Genomic DNA, 18,889 nt, shown 5'->3' with positions numbered 1-18,889 from the left:
CCCTTGTTGCCCAGGATGACAAACTGAGTGACCTCCTGTTCTGACTCATTAACGGAGGGGGGGTTAGGAACTTTAGGGGAAGATGCCAAATTTTTTGTTTATTGCAGTTGACTAGCCACAAGTTGGCAAGTTGGCAAGTTGGGTAGAATCCTACGGGTATTTATATCAAAACGTAACATAATATGTCAATTATTCGCACCAATCTTCCCGCCCAGCAGACATTAACCCGCCACCAGCAGTCTGAAAGCGCTCTTGGGCAGGCGATTCAGCGTCTGTCTTCTGGCCTGCGCATCAACAGCGCCAAGGACGATGCGGCCGGTCAGGCCATTGCCAACCGAATGGAGGCCAATCTGCGGGCCGATGCTCAGACGGTGCGTGGCATTAATGATGGAATCAGCCTGATGCAGACTGCTGAAGGCGGGCTGGATGGCATTAATGACCTGGTACACAGGGCCTATCAGCTGTCCGTGCAGTCTGCCAATGGCACGCTGTCTGATGACGATCGGGCCTCTATCAATGCCGAATATCACCAGGTCCGAGACGAGATTGATCGAATTGCCATGGCCACTGAAGTGTTTGGTCGTTATCCTTTAGGGCCGGATGCATCAACCAAAATACCCGTCAATGTTGGGGATACGCCGCCAATTTTTGCCAAATTTCCCGTCCCGGGCAGCTCAGCCCCTTTCACATCAGGCATTGTGTCAACTGCGTATATTCCAGCGGGTGCGACAGATTTTGTATTGGATATCAACTCTATAGGGGCAGATGACGATATCCAGCTGTTTACTCGGGACGGCAAGCACTTGGTGGGTACGCCAATTTTTGGGGCTGATCCGGATTATGTCTGGATCAGTCAAGGGATTACGGACGCGGCTTCTGCCAAGGGCAAGGTGCTTACCGAATCCAATGGCTTCTTGCCTGGGGCGGTGTATGACGACGGTCAACTGCTGGAAGGCGGGGCCACATTTGATATCAACGGCAGCGCATCTGGTAGCTATAACGGGATGAATTTTTCCTATAGCGGGGATGGTGATCGCTATGAGACTGGCGTTGACTTCAACAATGGTTCAAATGGTGCTGGGGGTGTGCTAGAGCGCCTGACCATCGACGAGGTGACCGAGGACCTGCTGATCATTGTGGTTGGCAATGGCTCATTCACCGCCGTGGCGAACTGGACGCACATGCCCCAGCCCAGCCATCAAATCCAGCCACCATATAGTGAACCCACGGACATTGTGGTCAGTGCCCAGTATGGCCAGGAGCTGGAAAAGGTCACCATCGAGCCCACGCCTTCAGATAGTGTGTCGCTGGGCATGGATAAAATCGAGCTGGACCCGATTGAAGAAGCCCGCAAGGCGATGACCGGGTTGCGTGACGTGCTGAACCGGATAGACAGCTATCGGGGGCAGTACGGGGCCTTGACCAACCGGTTCGAAAGTGCGATTCAGAACCTGGGCCAGCAGCAGCTGGCGACAGCGGCAGCGCAGTCGCGGATTCAGGACGCTGACTATGCTGTCGAGGTATCCAATATGACGCGGGCACAAATCCTGATGCAAGCCAGCACTGCCGTCCTGGCCCAGGCGAATCAAATCCCGCAGACAGTCTTGTCTTTGATCCAATAAAAATGTGTTTGGCGTCCGGCTCCCAATTGGAAGCCCGGTCGTTGAATTTCGTAGACGCCCAGGCGCTGGACGACGTGTTTGTGATGCTGGTCGCGATGAGTCGCGCTCAAATACACGGCGCTACGGGCAAGGCGGTCGGTTTTTTAGGTCTACAGTGTGACAAAATGGCCCCCGCCACCCCCATAACAGCCGTCTAACCCCCCATCATGCTTCTTTCTGAACACAATCGGAAGGCCATCATGGGGAAACTGGATGCGGCGTACCGCCGCCTGTTTGAACACAAAGAATTGTTGCGCGACATCCTGGCCTGCGTGATGGACCCTGCCTTGTTCAATGCACTGGATTGGTCGCAGATGCGGCCATCAACACATCGCACATCAGCGACCGATTGAAGCAACGCACGGGTGATTGTGCTTGGCTGGTCCCCTGGGCTGCGGATGCCCCAGACGCAGGCAGTCCATCCGGTGACCCGTGCGGTACAAGATCCCCACTCCCAGCCGCTGGGCATGCAGAGCATACGACAGACCCGCCAGCGGGTGAAGCCACCGACCGCGTATCATCCCACGGGCTGTGTATTTTGCTGATCTTCGAGCAGCAATCCCAGCCTGACGACACCATGGCGTTGCGCATCGCCACCTATACCTGTCTAAGCTATCAGACCCTGCTGCGTACTCGGCAAATCCGCCTGCCGCTGCCAGCGGTGTTGCCCGTTGTGTTTTACAGCGGATCACGCCGTTGGACGGCAGCGCAGGATGTGTCCAGCCTGGCGGGCGGCGTCCCGGTGGCGCTGCAGGCGTACCAGCCGCAAATGCGCTACCTGCTGGTTCGTGAGCGCGATTTGCTGAAATCCATCGGCCGACCTAGTCACAACCTGGCGACTTTGTTGTTTCGCTTGCGGCATGACCGTAAGATAGAGCAGTGGCAAGTATCCTTGCATACCCTGACCCAAGCCATTTTGGCCCTGCCCGAAAGCCAGGAACTGAACCGCAGCATCACCGCCTGGCTGGTGCTGATGATCGAACGCAATGCCGCTTTGCCCGAACCCTTACCCCCCACCAAGACCCTGCAGGAGCTGGATATGATAATTGCCGAAGAACCCGGTATCTGGGCCAAACAGTGGCTGAAAGAAGGCCGTGAAGAAGGTCGAATCGAAGGCCAGGCAGGTTTGTTGCTGCGTTTGCTTGAACGTCGCTTTGGCAAACAGCCCGATCACATCCATGAAAAAATCCATGCAGCCACCCGCGCCCAATTGGAAGCCTGGTCATTGAACATCCTGGATGCTCAGGTCTTGGATGACGTGTTCAAAGCGTAGGGGCGTGATTCATCGCGCCCTGTTGATGTCAGCGAGTCGGGGACAGATCCCGATTATTGTTGCGTTTGATCGAACGTCGTTTTGGCAGCCAGCCTGATAGTCTCCATGAGAAAATCCACACAGCCAGCAGCCCCCAGTTGGAGGCCTGGTCACTGAATTTTGTGGATGCACAAACCCTGGATGATGTGTTCGGAGACTAATACTGGTCGTCAGAAGGTCAATGGCTAGGTCAATGGGGTCTGATCCCATTTATTTGGTGACACTCTATACTCTTAAAGTCCCTCACTTAGCCGCCCACGATGGTGGCAGACAGTCCAAAGCCCATGTCTTCCACACGTCGTACTTTGTTATTGATTGGCCTGCCTGTTTTTCTGCTGGTGCTGCTTGCACTTTGGTGGCTGGGTCGGCCCGCCGCCGCGCCCGCCCCGCAGGCGGTCAGTGGGCCGGTGCGGGTGCATACCGCCCTGGTGCAGGCGCGGGATATGCCTATTCGCTTGACCGGCTTGGGTGTGGTGCAGCCCTGGCAGACGGTCACTGTGCGGGCGCGCATCGATGGCCAGCTCCAGTCTGTGGGCTTCCAGGAAGGGGATACCGTTCAGCAGGGGCAGCTATTGGCCCAACTGGATGACCGCGCCCAACAGGCCCAGTTGGCGCAGGCCGTGGCCCAGCAGCACCGCAGCCAAGTGCAGTTGGACAATGCACGTCAGGATTTAAAGCGTTACACCGAACTTGCCCGCCATGGGGCCATCGAGCGCCAGGTATTGGATGCGCAGCAGGCCCAGGTGGCTGTCTTGCAGGCCACGGTGCGGGCAGAGCAGGCCTTGGTGCAGGCGGCTCAGGTTCAGCTGGACAATACCCGCATTCATGCGCCCCTGGCGGGTCGCACGGGCGCTTTGTTGGTTGATCCAGGCAACCAGATCCGGGCAGCAGATGCCCAGGGGCTGGTGGTGATCAACCAAGTTGACCCGATTGCAGTCAGCTTTACCGTGCCGGATGCCGCCTATGCCCAAATCCGGGCCACCATACAAGAATCCGCAGCCGTTCGCCCCAAAACCATGACTCCTCAGGATGACCTTGGCATATCGCCACCGGTCCCCGATCTGCAGGTTCAGGTCTGGTCGCAGGGACAGCCGCACTTATTGGGGCAGGGTGGCCTGGTGCTGGTGGACAACCAGATCGACAGCAGCAGCGCGACTTTGCGCTTGAAAGCACGCCTGGATAATCCCAGTCTGGCTCTGTGGCCTGGGCAGACCGTGACCGTGAATTTGATGCTGGGCACACGTCAGGGGGCGCTGGTGGTGCCGGACCCTGCCGTGCAGCGCGGAGCCGATGGCCTGTTTGTCTATGTGGTGGATGCCGACGACCGGGTGCGCGTGCAGCCGGTGCAGGTGCTGGAATCGCAGGACGGCGGCAGTCTGATCAGCCGGGGGCTGGCGGCGGGCGATCGCGTGGTGGTCGATGGACAATATCGCTTGAAGCCCGGCACCCTGGTGGCTGAAATCGACGCAGCGGCTGCGCCGGGTCGGCTGCGTCCAGATGATGCCACGCCGCCAGCAGCCGCAGACGCTGCATCCTGACGGGGGCGGGCATGAATATATCCACTCCCTTCATTCACCGCCCCATCGGCACGACCCTGCTGGCGGTGGCGATTTTTTTGCTGGGTCTGGCGATGTTTCCGCTGTTGCCAGTGGCACCCTTGCCGCAGGTGGATTTCCCGACGATCCAGGTGACGGCGAAATTGCCGGGGGGGAATCCGGAGACCATGGCCACCAGCGTGGCCCAGCCGCTGGAACGTGAATTTTCCACCATCCCTGGGCTGGTGCAGATGAGCTCTGAAAATGCCCTGGGTTCGTCGCGCATCACTTTGCAGTTTGATCTGGATCGCAATATCGACGGGGCGGCGCTGGATGTGCAGACGGCGATTTCTGCTGCTACCCGGCAACTGCCGTCCACCATGCCCAGCCCGCCGACGTTTCGCAAGGTCAATCCGGCGGATTTTTCAATCCTGATTTTGGCGGTGCAATCCGATGTGCTGCCGATCACGGTGGTCAATGATTACGCCGACAATATTCTGGCGCAGCAGCTGTCCCGGGTCGAGGGCGTGGGTCAGGTCAATATTTTCGGCCAGCAAAAACCCGCCATCCGGGTGCAGGTGGACCCGCGCAAGATCGCTGCGCTGGGGCTGGATCTGGAATCCATTCGCGGGGTGATGGCGACCACGACGGTCAGCCAGCCCAAGGGCACGGTGGACGGTGCCCGCCAAAGTTACACCATTTATACCAACGATCAGCTGGAGGACGCGGATCAGTGGAATGACGCCATTGTGGCCTGGCGCAATGGGGCGCCGGTACGGGTGCGCGATATCGGTCAGGCGGTGCCGGGGCCAGAAGACGCCAAGCAGGCCGCCTGGGCCTTTGCAGGGCAGGGGGCGGGGCCGCAGGATGCCGTCATGGATGGCCGGTCTTTGGTGGTGGGGGTGACCAAACAGCCAGGGGCGAATGTCATCGACACCGTGGCCCGCATCCGGGCCGAGTTGCCTGCGCTGATGGCGTCCATGCCCGCCAGCATTCAGGTCAGCACCCTAATCGATCGGACGCAGAACATCAAGGCCTCGGTGCACGAGGTCGAAATCACCCTGTTGCTGTCGATTGCCCTGGTGATTCTGGTGATTTTCCTGTTTCTGCGCAATGTGGCGGGGACGCTGATCGCCAGTGTGGCGGTGCCGCTGGCCTTGATGGGCACTTTTGCCCTGATGTATCTGGCGGGCTATAGCCTGGACAATCTGTCTTTGATGGCGCTGACGATTTCAGTCGGTTTTATTGTGGACGATGCGGTGGTGATGCTGGAAAACATCTGGCGCCACATCGAAGAAGGCATGCGGCCCATGGAGGCCGCCTTGCAGGGCGCCCGCGAGATCGGCTTCACCATTGTGTCGATTTCCGTGTCGCTGGTGGCGGTGTTTATTCCGCTGCTGCTGATGGGCGGGATCGTTGGGCGGCTGTTTCGCGAGTTTGCCGTCACGGTGGTGATGACGATCGTGATTTCGGTGCTGGTCACCCTGACCCTGACACCGATGTTGTGTTCGCGCTATCTGCGGGACTTGCGGCATGCCCCGCGCGGGCGGCTGTCCCAAGCGTTCGAACGCGGCTTTGATGCGCTACTGGGGGCCTACCGGCGCAGTTTGGATGTGGTGCTTGATCACCATTTTGCGACCCTGTGCGTGTTTCTGGCGACGCTGGCCGCGTCGGTGGCCTTGTTGGTGGCCATCCCCAAAGGGTTCTTTCCACAGCAGGATACCGGGGCGGTTTTTGGTCTGGCTGAATCTGCCCAGGACAGTTCTTTTGAAGCCATGAACGCACGCATGATGGCGCTGGCTGATGTGCTGCGCCAGGACCCGGACATCATGGCCTTTGGCATGACCAGCAATGCGCCCACGTTCAATACGGGGCGGTTCTTCATTAGCCTGACGCCGCGCAGCGAGGGTCGTGAAGCCACGGCGGACGAAGTCATCCGCCGCCTGAATCCGAAGTTGGGGCAGGTGCCGGGGGTGCGGCTGTTCTTGCAGGCGGGGCAGGACATCAATGTGGGTGGGCGCATGTCGCGCACGCAGTATCAGTACACCCTGACCAGCGCCAGCCTGGACGAGCTGAATACCTGGGCGCCCCGGCTGCTGGCGCGTTTTGCTCAGTTGGCCCCCTTGACGGACTTGGCGACTGACCAGCAAAACCGCGCCAATACGGCCGTGGTGACGATAGACCGGGCGCGTGCGGCGATGTTCGGCATCAGCCCGGCCCTGATCGACAGCACGATATACAACGCACTGGGCCAGCGTCAGGTGGCGCAGTATTTCACGCAGATCAACAGCTATAACGTGGTGCTGGAAATCACCCCGGAATGGCAGCGCGACCCGGCAGTGTTCTCGCAACTGTATATCACCTCGCCTTTGACGGGACAGCAGGTGCCGCTGGACAGCCTGGTCCAGGTGGATACCTCGGGCACGGGGTATTTATCCATCAACCACCAGGGGCAGTTTCCCGCTGTGACGATTTCCTTCAATCTGGCCGAAGGCTATTCCTTGGGGCAGGCGGTGGACGCGATCCAGCAGGCCCAGGCTGAGATGGGCGTGCCGATCTCGGTGCAAGGGTCATTTCAGGGCACAGCCCAGGCTTTTCAGGAATCCCTGGCATCGCAGCCGTATCTGATCCTGGCCGCCCTGGTGGCGGTGTATATCGTGCTGGGTCTGCTGTATGAAAGCTATATCCATCCGTTGACGATTTTGTCGACCCTGCCGGCTGCGGGGGTGGGGGCCTTGCTGATTTTGATGATCAGCGGCATGGATTTCAGCGTGATCGCCTTGATCGGAATTTTGCTGCTGATCGGGATCGTCAAGAAAAACGGGATTTTGCTGATTGATTTTGCCATTGTGGCCGAGCGCGAGCAGGGCTTGACGCCCCGAGAGGCTATCTACCAGGCCTGTTTGCTGCGTTTCAGGCCGATTTTGATGACGACCTTGTGCGCCTTGTTCGCTGGTTTGCCCTTGATGCTGGGCACGGGCGCTGGGTCCGAGTTACGCCAGCCGCTGGGCTACACCATGGTGGGCGGGTTGATTGTGTCGCAGGTGCTGACGCTATATACCACCCCGGTGGTGTATCTGTACCTGGACCGCCTGCATCACGGCTATGTGCGTGGTCGGGCATTGAAGCAAGCCCGTCGGCTGCGTGCCCGTCGTGGGCGGAAGATGGCAGCCACCAGGTAGAAGACAGCGGCAGGATAGGTCGCAACAACGAGGCATCGAACCTGATTAATCTCGAAACACGTCATCCAGTTCAGTGGCATCCACAAAATTCAACGACCAGGTTTCCAGTTGTGCGGCCGAGGCAGTCCGGATGCGCTGGTTGATGTCGTCCGACTGTGGACCAAAGCGACGCTGAACCTGCCGCAGCAGTAATTCCGTTTGCCCTTTCACGCTACCTTCTTTCTTGCCTTCAGCACGGCCCTTGGCTTGGCCTTCGGCAAACCACTTGTCGCGGCTAGCGCGTTCTATCAGCGTCACATACGTCATTTCGTTCTCCTTGGACAGCGCATCGACTGCCTGTAAAAAGTCCGGTTCCAGGTCTTCGGGCAGAGCGATCATCCATTCGATCAGGCGGTAGACCTGCATGGCCACCACCGCATCGTAACCATAGCGTTGCAGTTGGCGCACCATCTGCAGTTTAGGCCCCAGGCGGGTGCGCTTATCCCGATAGTGGTTGGCCTGCAGTTGCGCCATGACGACCACGGCAAAAGGGTTGCTTGGGGCCAGGGATTCCAGTTCATCCCAGCGACTGCGCCATGTCTCCAATTCTACGACAGGAAAGCGGAATCGCACCCCTTGGCCCTGGTATTCGTCGGTGTGGAATACCTCGCAACCTAGCCCTTTGCTTTCCAGCAGGATGCCCAGGCTGTAGATCTTGGGCGGCAGGCTCAGCCGCCGTTGCTGCATGATGCGCGACTGGATGCGAAAGCGGTATTCGTACAAGCGCCAGGCAAAGGTCTTCAGGGCCTGTTTGCCGTCCAGTCGGCGTTCGACCTCGACGTGGATCAGCAGCCAGGCGGCTGTGCCGTCGCGCAGGCGCACTTGCGCCAGTTTATCCACCAGGCGGCGGCCCTTTTTACTGGGGATGGCGATGGCTTGTAGTTCTTTGTCCAGGAATTCTGCGGGGATGGCCCAGTCGATGGCCTTGTGCACGTTGGGCGTCAATAGGGCCAGGGCCTGCGGGAAATACAGTTCCAGGGCGTGTTTCCAGGGGCTGTCGTGGTCGTCGGTGATGGGTTTTCTGTTTGGAGGGTCGGGCTTCGATGGCATGACGGGCATCCTGGGGCGGGGATGCCTCATTATTCAAGGAAGCGCAGGAGTCAGGGGTGGTGTCGGGGCAGGAATGTCATAGCTGATTTTCACTCGGCTATCTTTCAGATGCCTATCCCTGGGTGTTTCTTTGTCCACCGACATGCGTTCGGTTTTCTAAGCTCCCCCGCACAGCGATGAGATTCCTCTGAAGAACCCAAACAGCATCCCGCAAAACGAAAAGAAAGGCTACCCGTCCAGTGCCTGTACACATTCCCGGATCAGCCCCGGACCCTGATAGATCAGCCCGGTATACACCTGCACCGCATCCGCGCCTGCCTGGATTTTTTCCAGCGCCTGTTGGCCGGATTCAATCCCGCCCACGCCAATGATGGCGGTGTCCGGGCCAAGCTGCTGGCGCAAACGCCGAATCACCGCCAGCGACAGCGCATGCACCGGAGGGCCGGACAGGCCACCGGCCTCGTCATCGTGCGGCAGACCGCGCACCGCATCGCGCGATAAGGTCGTGTTGGTGGCGATAATCCCATCGATTCCGTGGCGCGGGATCAATTCCGCCACCGCGTCAATTTCCTCCGGACTGAGGTCAGGGGCGATTTTGACTGCCAGGGGGATGCGTTTGCCGTGTTGATCTGCCAGGGCCAGGCGCCGGGTCTGCAAAGACGCCAGCAGGGCGTCCAGGGCGTCGTGGCTTTGCAGGCTGCGCAGGTTTTGGGTGTTGGGCGAGGATATATTGACCGTGATGTAGTCGGCATGGGGATAGACGCCATCCAGACAGCGCAGGTAGTCGTCTACGGCGTGTTCGATGGGGGTGGCCGCGTTCTTGCCGATATTCAGGCCCAGGATGCCGCCCTGACGCCGCCATTGGCTGCGCTGCACATTGGCGATAAAGGCATCCAGGCCATCGTTATTGAAGCCCATGCGGTTGATCAGGCAGCGGGCCCGTGGCAGGCGGAACATGCGGGGCTTTGGGTTGCCAGGCTGGGCGCGGGGGGTGACGGTGCCGACTTCGATGAAGCCAAATCCCAGAGCAGCCAGGGCGTCGATATAGGCGCCGTTTTTGTCCAGCCCGGCCGCCAGCCCCACGGGGTTGCGCAGCGGCAAGCCCATCAGGGTGCGCGGCAAGGTCGGCTGGTGGCTGGCGGTCAGGAACCGGGTGGTTGCGCAGTTGTGGCTGTGCTGCAGGGTTTTTAGCGTCCATTCGTGCGCCTGCTCGGCGTCCATGGAAAACAGGGCGCGTTTGGCCAGTGGGTAGGCTTTGAATAGCAGAGACATAGGCCTTTTCAGTCGGAGGAATCCTGTCGGGTTTCCGAATCCACCCAGGTGCCATTTTGCAGGATCTGGTGGGGCTGGAAGCGTGATTTATAGGCCATTTTACGGCTTTCGGCGATCCAGTATCCCAGATACAGCCAGGGCAGGCCCAGGCGCTGGCAATAATCCAGCTGCCATAAAATCCCGTAGGTTCCCAGGCTGCCGTGCCAGTCGGGGTCGTAAAACGTATACACCGCCGAGATCCCGTGGTCGATGCGATCCATGATGGCCACCATGCGTAGAACGCCGCCCTGGTCTCGAAATTCAGCCATTTCGGTGTGAACCCGGCTGGTCAGCAGGAACTGCGTGTATTGGGCCTGGTCGTCCTGATCCATACCTGCTCCAGGGTGGCGTTTTTGCTGGTAGCGCAGGTATAGCTGAAAATGCTGGGCGTCCCAGTGCAGGGGGCTGAGGGTGACATCCAGGGTGGCTTGCATGCGCCGCCAGAGCTTGCGCTGGGTACGATCCTGTTGGAAATGCAGCGTATCGACCCGCAGGGGGATGCAGGCCTGACAAGCACCGCAGGCTGGTCGGTAGGTGAATAGGCCGCTGCGCCGGAAGCCCTGTTCGATCAGGCGGGAATAGGCGGCGTCGTCCACCAGATGGGCCGGGGTGGCGACCTGGGACCGCGCCAGCCGCCCAGGCAGGTAGCTGCAGGGGTAGGAGGCAGTGGTATAGAACTGCAGGCGGTGGAAAATGGATTCGCTGGGCTTGCTCATGACCGTGGCCAAGGATGACTAGATATCATTGTGACACCAGTCCGCTGGCGGTCAAGCGCCCGCGCCCCCAGGCAGGGGCGGGTGCATGGCGTCCGGCGGCCAGCAGGGCCAGGAACTGAGGGCGGGCAATCGGCCTGGCCCCCAAGCTGGCCAGGTGCGGGGTTTCTTGTTGGCAGTCTATCCAGGGAACGCCCTGAGCCTGCAGGTAGCGGACCAGATAAGCCAGGGCGATTTTGCTGGCGTCGGCGGCCAGGCTGAACATGGATTCGCCAAAAAAACATTGCCCCAGGCTGACACCGTACAGACCGCCTGCCAGGCGTCCATCAACCCAGGTTTCCACGCTGTGTACGTAGCCCTGGGTGTGCCAGGCGGTGTAGGCATCCACGATGTCGCTGGTGATCCAGGTTGCATCCCGTCCCTCTGCCCGGCCAGGGGCCATCCAGGGCAGACCGGATCGGGCCGCCCCCAGGCTGAGTCGGGGGGAACCTCGGGTGGCGCAGTGCGCAAGTACCTCGGAAAAGGCCAGATTCAGCGTGACGCATTGTGTGTCGGGTGGGTGGCGTAGGCCACTGCCTGGCCCTGGGAAATCAGGGGAGAGGCTGCTGCGGTCAAATTGCCGGATGCGCTTTGCGAGTGACCGGCTCAGGTGGAAATCATCGCATTGCAGAATCATGCGCGGGTCCGGACTCCACCACAGCACGGGTTCACCGGGGCTGTACCAGGGAAAGGCACCCTTGCCATAGGCTTCCAGCAGGCGGGCGGGGGATAGGTCCAGCCCGGCCGCCAGCAGGCCGTTCGGTAGGGCCTGGCTGGCATCAGGGAGCGCGGTATCAGGATTGAGCCAGGGGATCGTCAGGGCAGGATGATCGGAAGGCATGCGGCATCAGTCGGGAAACCGGATATCGATCGCATAATGGTGCGTAGCGAAAATCCCGTGTTCGCGATCCTGCAGATAGTGTTGCAGGGTGGTGCTGACGGTGCGAAAGGCGAGTTCGTCCCAGGGGATGCGATCCAGATCGAAGAACTTGGCTTCCAGGGTTTCGATGCCGGGGGCCAGATCGGGCGACAGCGCCTGCGCCAGATAATAGAGGTGGACCTGGTTGACCGACGGCACGTCAATCACGGTAAAGAGGGATTGCACCTGGATCTGAGCCCCGGATTCTTCTTGGTTTTCGCGGATTGCGCCTTCCTCGGTGGTCTCGCCCAGTTCCATGAATCCCGCTGGCAGTGTCCACTTGCCATGGCGCGGCTGGATGGCGCGGCGACACAGCAAGACCTGATCGCCCAGAATCGGGAGCACCCCCACGACATTGCGCGGATTCTGATAGTGCACTGCACCGCAGTGGGTGCATAGATCGCGCAGACGATTGTCGTCTGGCGGTGTGTCGCGTGTCAGGGGGTGGCCGCACTGCGAGCAGAACTGCTGGGTGCGGGGGGCGGGGTGGTAGAAATCGGGGGCAGGCTGGTTCATATGCTGATTTTAAGGTACGGCCACGCGAAAGGCATCCTAAAAAACGGGGAATCGGACGAATCCCAGCATGTCGGCGACCGCATTGTCGTCCAGCCAGCCCAGGGGGGCGTCGTGTCCGGCCAGGCTGATCATCGTGTGTTGGTCTGCGCTGAGGCCATCCAGGCTATCCCCCAGGGTGCGGCCATCGGCCAGGCGCAGGTGGTCAAGCAATTGGGCCAGGTCGTGGTCCTGTACCAACCCTGCACCCTGGGCCGACTGGGCATACAGCAGACCGCTATGGGTCAGCCACCAGTGGCTGGGGGGGCCGTAGGCCTGGCCTGTGTGGGTGCCCAACTGTAATTGGGTATCCGGGCCAGGCTGGGTGTGCAATATCCAGGGGGCACCGTCCAGGCGGACATATACCCGCTGGGGGCCATTCTGAAAAAACCAGCAGCCGCTGTCGTCTGTCTGGTAGTTACGGCCGATAAAGCCCAGGATCTGTGGGCTGGTGATGGATTCGCCGGGTTCAGGGGTGTCGGTCCCCCAGCCGCCGCCGTGCGGGTGCAGCCGCCATTGGCCGCGCCGCGAAAGAGACAGCCAGCCATAGGCCGCCGGCACATCCGGCCAGCGGGCCATGGCAGCGTGGACCAGGTCGTCCATTAGCGCAGGGCGGCCCGGACTGTACAGGAGCGCATCATGATTATTTCCAGTAGTTGTTGGCGGCGGCGATGGTCTGGAAGTTTGTGGCCACGACCTGGGATGAAGCAATCAGGGCGTTGGCGTCCTCGCCGTATACAGGGCGCAGTTTATCGCGCACTTCAGCGGAGGGCTGGGTGTATTTGACCCCCATGCGGGAGAGTTTGATGGCCAGCTCATAGCCTTCTTGGGGGGTGGCGGTGATCAGGGTAGTCAGCCAGGTATCGGACATGGTGTGTTTTCTCCGGTGGATTGGTGTGGTGTAAGCATGGCATGAAATGAGCGGATTTGCGCGCTGACCGATGGCGTCATGGGGATATTGGGTCGGCGTAGAATGAAGCTTTGCGCTATTTGCCAGCCCAGAGGATTCCATCATGGATACGCCACACATCAATGCTATTGCGCCTGTTGGGCTGGACCCTCAGCCATTGCAGGCCTTTATCAATGAGCAATGGGATCGTGAAATCATTCCCGCGCTTGAACGCTATATTGCGATTCCCGCCAAAAGCCCGGCGTTTGATCCGGATTGGGTGCGCAATGGCTATATTGATCAGGTGGTGCGGGATGCCGCCCAGTGGTTGGAAAGCCGCCCGGTCAGGGGCCTGAAAGTCGAGATCCTGCGCTTGCCGGGCCGCACGCCGGTGCTGTTTTTCGAGGCCCCTGCGACGCGTCAGGATGATGGTCAGGCCGTGCTGATGTATGGCCACCTGGATAAGCAGCCAGAGTTCTCGGGCTGGCGGGCGGGTTTGGGGCCGTGGCAGCCTGTGATGCAGGACGGCAAGCTCTATGGTCGCGGCGGGGCGGACGATGGTTATGCAGCGTATGCGTCCCTGACCGCCATCGAGGCCCTGGATCGCCAGGGCGTGCCGCGCCCGCGTTGCGTGGGTTTGATCGAGACTTGCGAGGAATCCGGCAGCTACGATTTGCTGCCCTATATTGATGCGTTGCGCGACCGTCTGGGGCAGGTGGCCCTGGTGGTGTGTCTGGATTCGGGGGCAGGTAATTACGACCAGCTCTGGATGACCAATTCGCTGCGTGGGCTGGTGACCGGCACACTGGAAGTTCAGGTGCTGGACGAAGGCGTACATTCCGGGGATTCCAGCGGGATTGTGCCGTCCAGTTTTCGGATCTTGCGTCATTTGTTGGATCGCCTGGAAGACAGCGGCACGGGCCGGGTACTGCCGGCGTCTTTTTATTGCGATATACCTCTAAAGCGTCAGGATCAGGCCCACGAGGCCGCCCGTATCCTGGGCGACGAGGTATGGCAACGCTTTCCCTGGGCGTGCGGGGCAGATCACGGTTTTGTGCTGCCCATGACGCGCGACCCGCAGCAGGCCATGCTGAATCGTACCTGGCGTCCGGCCCTGTCCGTGACCGGGGCCGAGGGCCTGCCGCCCTTGGCCAGCGCCGGTAATGTGCTGCGTCCGCGTTCAGCCTTCAAGCTCTCGTTGCGCCTGCCGCCGCTGGTCGATGCCGTCTTGGCCGCCCAGGAACTGAAAACCCTGCTGGAGCAGGATGCGCCCTACCAGGCTCGGGTGTTGTTTCAGCCTGACCCGGGGGTGGCCAGCGGCTGGGACGCGCCACAGTCCGCCCCCTGGTTGACCCAGGCATTGGATGCCGCGTCACAACAATACTTCGATGCGCCGTGTGGCTATATCGGCCAGGGCGGCACGATTCCGCTGATGAATTTGCTGCTGCAAGGCTTCCCGCAGTCGCAGTTTATGGTGTGCGGGGTTTTGGGCCCTAAGTCCAACGCCCATGGGCCCAATGAGTTTTTGCATGTGCCCTATGCGAAACGCCTGACTGCCGCAGTGGCCCAGGCCATGGTCGGTTTACCGTTGTAATGTCTTCAAATCGCTAACAATAGATTTGGATTGACCACATTCGTCGGTAGAATGGTTTCCGGATTTTAATAAAAGTGACCGGAGACAGCCCATGTTCAATAGCTTGCGTGCCCGATTGACAGGCGTGAGTGTTCTGATTGTTTCGCTATCGCTGATCATTTTGACAGCAGCGGTATTTTTGGTGATGCGTTCTATCGTGCTGGAATCACTGGATACCAGCATTGATCGTCTCGCTAAAAGCTATGCCGGAGAACTCACCCAGTGGGTGGATGACAAGCAGCAGATCACCAGCTCGATCAAACTTGCCTTGAATAAAGAGGACCCGGTTTCCTACTTGAAAGTCATACAAGACACGGGGGTCGATCTGGCGTTTTTCGTGCGTTCGGATAAGACCTATGGTTTTACCCGCCCCGTTGCCGCTGGCTACGATGGCACGCAGCGCAGCTGGTATAAGCAGGCCGAGGCTGCGGGCAAGCCAGTCATCACGCCTGTTTATCCAGATAGTGCTACAGGGGTGTTGACCATCAGTTTTGTCCAGCCTGTCATCGAGGGTGGGAAAACCACTGCCGTGATCGGGACGGACATGACCATGAAATCCATCATCGGAAAAATTGCGGCAATCCGTCCTTATAAAAGCAGTTTTGCTTTTTTGATGGATGCGGATACCGGGAATATCCTGGCGCATCCAGATGCGGATCTGACCTTGAAGCCGATCACCGATCTAGCGCCCGATCTTAGCGTCCAGGCCGTTTCTGCCGTCGCAAATCAAGGCGGTCACTTGGTCGTGGAAATTGGGGGTGCGGCCCAGATGCTGTATGCGGTGAATGTGGCGGGCACGCCTTGGATATTGGGAATTGGCGTGGATCGGGCCGAAGCCACGGCTGCGCTTGACCGTCTGCTGTGGCTGGCTGTCGTGATTGCGTTGGTATGCGTGCTGGTCGCGGGGCTGGTCATGGCTGGTTTCGTGCGCCAGCAGTTGGGACGGCTGGTGCTGGTGCGCGATGCCTTGCAGGATATTGCCTCGGGGGATGGCGACCTGACCCGCCGCTTGGGCGAATCCGGCAAGGATGAACTGACTCAGATCGCCAGCGCTTTCAATTTATTTGCCAATAAAATCTCTGACGTGTTTCTGCGCATCCGGGCGGCATCCCAGTCTGTCCAGACTGCCGCTACTGAAATCGCCAGCGGCAGCCACGATTTGTCGTCGCGCACTGAACAACAGGCCAGCTCGCTGGCAGAGACCGCAGCCACCATGGAGGAAATTACCGCCACGGTACGGCAGAATGCCGATCATGTGCAGCAGGCCAATACACTGTCGGCGGCAGCGGCCAGCACGACCACGGCAGGCAACCATACGGTCGATGAGCTGGTTTCTACCATGAGTGAGATCAATGCCAAATCCCAGCAGGTGGCCGAAATCATCGGGGTGATCGACAGCATTGCCTTCCAAACCAACATTTTGGCGCTGAATGCCGCGGTCGAAGCCGCCCGAGCGGGCGAGCAGGGGCGAGGTTTTGCGGTCGTGGCCGCCGAAGTCCGGGCGCTGGCCCAGCGCAGCGCCTCATCTGCCAAGGAAATCCGCGGTCTCATCGAGACCTCGGTGCAGGCCACGGCCAAAGGCAATCAGCAGGCCGCCAGCGCCAGTCAGGCCACCCGGGAAATCCTGGAGGGCATTCGCCGCGTCACTGACATCATGGGCGAGATCAGCGCTGCAAACCGCGAGCAGACCACCGGCATCGAGCAGATCAATACCGCCGTGGCCCAGATGGATGATGTTACCCACCAGAACGCCAGTCTGGTCGAGCAGTCCGCTGCTGCTGCTGCCAGCCTGCAGGATCAGGCCAATACCCTGGCCCAGTTGGTGGGAACCTTCCGCCTGGACGAGCACGGGGCTGAGCAGAACGTCAGCCCCGTCTCCCGGCCAGTGGCGTTATTGCCACGAGCTTAGATCATCGGCAGGTAAGACGGCTGCGGCCCTTTGGGAAAGGCCTGATCCAGGCGCTGAATATCAGTCGGGCTCAGGGTGATACCTGCCGCTGCCGCGTTGGCCTGGGTGTGGGCCACCGACGATGATTTCGGGATGGTAAACAGGCCGTCTTCGCGGGTCAGGAAGGCCAGGGCGATCTGGCGTGGCGTGGCCTGGTGGGCCAGGGCGATGGACTGCAGGATCTGGCCGCCGGCATCGCTGTCGTTGGGGAAATCATCATGCCCGAATGGGCTGTAGGCGACCACGGCGACCTGATGCGCCTGGCACCAGGGAATGACGGCGTGTTCGATGGCGCGTTCCTGCAGGTGATACAGCACCTGATTGCAGGCGATTTTTCCGGGGCCCAGGATGTCCCAGGCTTCCTGCAGATCGTCCACGTCGAAATTACTGACCCCATAAGACAGGATCTTGCCATCGGCCTGCAGGGCCTCGAAGGCCCGGAAGGTTTCTTCCAGCGGCACCGAGCCGCGCCAGTGCAGCAGATAGCTGTCCAGATGATCGGTATCCAGGGCTTTTAAAGAGCGCTCGCAGGCCGCGATGGTGCCTCGGTAGGATGCATTGGAGGGCAGGACCTTGGAGACCAGAAAGACTTCGTCGCGGCGGCTGCGAATGGCATCCCCCACCACGGATTCAGCAGCGCCCGATCCGTACATCTCGGCGGTGTCTATGTGTGACATGCCCGCATCCAGCCCTGCCTGGAAGGCCTTGATGGCCTGATGGTGATCGGCGTCGTCGATATACCAGCTGCCTTGTCCCAGAACGGAAACGGATTGGCCTGTCGTGCCAAATAGTCGTGTTTTCATGAGATTTGCTCTTTATTTACCAGGCCGCAAGATGATCTGGGTGATTTCCGAAGGGCGGCCCAGGCGGATGGCCAGGCCGTTCCATAGGCCGGTGCCGTTGCTGACGTATAGCGTCATGGGGCCGAGCCGGTAAAAGCCGGACACAAAGCCATTATTGGCCATTTTCGTCAGCAGATGGGGGCCCAGGATCTGGCCGCCGTGGGTATGGCCTGACAGTTGCAGGGCAATCGCGCCGCTGTCGGCGTTCTTCGGGGCATCGCTGGGACGGTGTTCTAGCAGGATGGTGGGGGTGTTGGGGGGAATGCCTTGCAGCGCCGCCTGCAGGTCTGGTCCAGGCAGACCGAAGGCGGTGGCCTGACGGTCGGTGACGCCGGCCACGGCCAGTGTGGCATTGCCGCGCGGAATCAGGACGTGGCTGTTTTCCAGCATGGTCAGGCCCAGCGCTCGATAGGCCGGCATCCAGCGGATATAGTCAGAGTAGTATTCGTGATTTCCAGGGATCGCCAGCACGCCGTCGCGGGCACGCAGCCGGGATAGCGGCAGCACGTCGGCGGCCCGTTCTTCTGGCGTGCCATCGGCCAGGTCGCCTGTGATGACGATCAGATCGGGGTCCAGCTGATTGGTGCGGGCGACGACGGCTGCCTGCCAGGATTCCGGCAGCAGACGGCTGGCGTGGGTGTCGGTGAGCTGCACGATGCGGTAGCCATCGAATTCCGTCGATAGGCCGGGGATCTGGACGGCAATGGTCTTGATGTCTGGGGTCTTGATTGCCTGCCAGACGCCAATTGCCGACAACACCACGGCCAGCCCGCCAATCCCTATCCCCAGATTACGCCCCTTTAGAATGGCCCGTCCCACAGAGCGGGCAGGCAGCCATGCCAGCAGGCCGACGATGTCGCGCAACAGCAGCAGCAAGGCCAGCAACAGCACCACGCCAAAGGCCCAGGCCAGGATGATCAGCACCCACTGGGGAAGTTCGGGCGAGGCCAGGGTGCCGAAAAAAAGTGTGATGATCTTGTGGTACTGGGCCGCCAGCAACAGTACCAGTGCCAACCCTGCCCGACCGGCAATGCCAATAGGCAGCGGCCAGACGAAGCGCCAGACGATATACAGCCAGATCGTGCCGGTGATCAAAGGCAAAATGGTTCCCATGGGTGAATCCTGTCCTGCAAAAAGCAATGAAAACATGTACGGGGGCTATCTTAGAACATTTGATACTTGATGAATTTCGGATGAACGCAGGCTTCACAGTTTGTTCAGGCAGTGGCTTGCATACTGACGCCATCGCCAATTGGATTGGCTG

17 protein-coding genes are annotated in these 18,889 nt (G+C 60.1%); 8 read left to right on the top strand and 9 right to left on the bottom strand.

Going from position 1 to position 18,889, the window contains the following annotated elements; genetic code table 11:
- The first annotated feature begins 182 nt into the window (after window positions 1–182).
- The 6 genes from VDP81_RS03765 to VDP81_RS03740 all read left to right on the top strand — a co-directional run bounded on the left by VDP81_RS03765 (window position 183) and on the right by VDP81_RS03740 (window position 7,690).
- Window positions 183–1,622 (top strand): flagellin, encoded by a 1,440-nt coding sequence (locus VDP81_RS03765; protein WP_323011582.1) that lies wholly within the window; start codon window positions 183–185, stop codon window positions 1,620–1,622.
- Window positions 1,623–1,861: 239 nt separating this feature from the next.
- Complete coding sequence (locus tag VDP81_RS03760) at window positions 1,862–2,014, top strand: hypothetical protein (protein ID WP_323011581.1); 153 nt, start codon at window positions 1,862–1,864, stop codon at window positions 2,012–2,014.
- A 185-nt stretch (window positions 2,015–2,199) separates the two neighbouring features.
- The gene (locus VDP81_RS03755; protein ID WP_323011580.1) at window positions 2,200–2,934 is read left to right on the top strand and encodes an Rpn family recombination-promoting nuclease/putative transposase; all 735 of its coding nucleotides are present in this window, start codon (window positions 2,200–2,202) and stop codon (window positions 2,932–2,934) included.
- Between the two features lie 59 nt (window positions 2,935–2,993).
- A complete protein-coding gene (locus VDP81_RS03750) occupies window positions 2,994–3,134 on the top strand; it encodes a DUF4351 domain-containing protein (protein WP_322994408.1) in 141 nt (46 codons plus the stop codon).
- A 123-nt stretch (window positions 3,135–3,257) separates the two neighbouring features.
- On the top strand, window positions 3,258–4,511 hold the full coding sequence (locus VDP81_RS03745) for an efflux RND transporter periplasmic adaptor subunit (RefSeq protein WP_323011579.1): 1,254 nt from the start codon (window positions 3,258–3,260) through the stop codon (window positions 4,509–4,511).
- Between the two features lie 11 nt (window positions 4,512–4,522).
- The gene (locus VDP81_RS03740; RefSeq protein ID WP_323011578.1) at window positions 4,523–7,690 is read left to right on the top strand and encodes an efflux RND transporter permease subunit; all 3,168 of its coding nucleotides are present in this window, start codon (window positions 4,523–4,525) and stop codon (window positions 7,688–7,690) included.
- 45 nt (window positions 7,691–7,735) lie between these two features.
- Here the strand turns inward: VDP81_RS03740 and VDP81_RS03735 are convergent, their stop codons facing one another.
- The 7 genes from VDP81_RS03735 to VDP81_RS03705 all read right to left on the bottom strand — a co-directional run bounded on the left by VDP81_RS03735 (window position 7,736) and on the right by VDP81_RS03705 (window position 13,184).
- Window positions 7,736–8,779, bottom strand: coding sequence for a DUF4351 domain-containing protein (locus tag VDP81_RS03735; RefSeq protein WP_322994410.1), 1,044 nt, complete (start codon window positions 8,777–8,779; stop codon window positions 7,736–7,738).
- Window positions 8,780–9,007: 228 nt separating this feature from the next.
- Window positions 9,008–10,051, bottom strand: a complete 1,044-nt coding sequence (locus VDP81_RS03730; protein ID WP_323011577.1) for a quinone-dependent dihydroorotate dehydrogenase — start codon at window positions 10,049–10,051, stop codon at window positions 9,008–9,010.
- Window positions 10,052–10,059: 8 nt separating this feature from the next.
- Window positions 10,060–10,806 carry an arginyltransferase gene (locus VDP81_RS03725; RefSeq protein WP_322994412.1) on the bottom strand — a complete coding sequence of 249 codons (747 nt, stop codon included), beginning with the start codon at window positions 10,804–10,806 and terminating at the stop codon, window positions 10,060–10,062.
- A 25-nt stretch (window positions 10,807–10,831) separates the two neighbouring features.
- Window positions 10,832–11,683 (bottom strand): leucyl/phenylalanyl-tRNA--protein transferase, encoded by an 852-nt coding sequence (locus VDP81_RS03720; protein ID WP_416233203.1) that lies wholly within the window; start codon window positions 11,681–11,683, stop codon window positions 10,832–10,834.
- 6 nt (window positions 11,684–11,689) lie between these two features.
- Window positions 11,690–12,277: an NUDIX hydrolase gene (locus VDP81_RS03715; RefSeq protein ID WP_323011576.1), complete on the bottom strand. Its 588-nt coding sequence runs from the start codon at window positions 12,275–12,277 to the stop codon at window positions 11,690–11,692.
- Between the two features lie 36 nt (window positions 12,278–12,313).
- Entirely contained in the window at window positions 12,314–12,916 is a 603-nt protein-coding gene (locus VDP81_RS03710; protein ID WP_323011575.1) for a DUF2946 family protein, read from the bottom strand.
- A 40-nt stretch (window positions 12,917–12,956) separates the two neighbouring features.
- A complete protein-coding gene (locus VDP81_RS03705) occupies window positions 12,957–13,184 on the bottom strand; it encodes a hexameric tyrosine-coordinated heme protein (protein ID WP_323011574.1) in 228 nt (75 codons plus the stop codon).
- A 142-nt stretch (window positions 13,185–13,326) separates the two neighbouring features.
- Between VDP81_RS03705 and VDP81_RS03700 the strand changes: the two genes are divergently transcribed.
- Window positions 13,327–14,796 carry a M20 family metallopeptidase gene (locus VDP81_RS03700; protein ID WP_323011573.1) on the top strand — a complete coding sequence of 490 codons (1,470 nt, stop codon included), beginning with the start codon at window positions 13,327–13,329 and terminating at the stop codon, window positions 14,794–14,796.
- 91 nt (window positions 14,797–14,887) lie between these two features.
- Complete coding sequence (locus VDP81_RS03695) at window positions 14,888–16,744, top strand: methyl-accepting chemotaxis protein (RefSeq protein ID WP_323011572.1); 1,857 nt, start codon at window positions 14,888–14,890, stop codon at window positions 16,742–16,744.
- On the opposite strand, the gene VDP81_RS03690 is transcribed toward VDP81_RS03695, so the two are convergent.
- Both VDP81_RS03690 and VDP81_RS03685 read right to left on the bottom strand, forming a co-directional pair.
- A complete protein-coding gene (locus VDP81_RS03690) occupies window positions 16,741–17,586 on the bottom strand; it encodes an aldo/keto reductase (RefSeq protein ID WP_322994418.1) in 846 nt (281 codons plus the stop codon). The two genes, VDP81_RS03695 and VDP81_RS03690, sit on opposite strands and share 4 nt — an antisense overlap.
- Before the next feature lie 12 nt (window positions 17,587–17,598).
- Window positions 17,599–18,738, bottom strand: coding sequence for a metallophosphoesterase (locus tag VDP81_RS03685; protein ID WP_323011571.1), 1,140 nt, complete (start codon window positions 18,736–18,738; stop codon window positions 17,599–17,601).
- Between the last annotated feature and the right edge of the window lie 151 nt (window positions 18,739–18,889).

It is taken from the genome of Castellaniella sp., from assembly GCF_034675845.1.
GTDB lineage: Bacteria > Pseudomonadota > Gammaproteobacteria > Burkholderiales > Burkholderiaceae_B > Castellaniella.
This window is presented reverse-complemented; position numbering and strand designations above follow the sequence as displayed.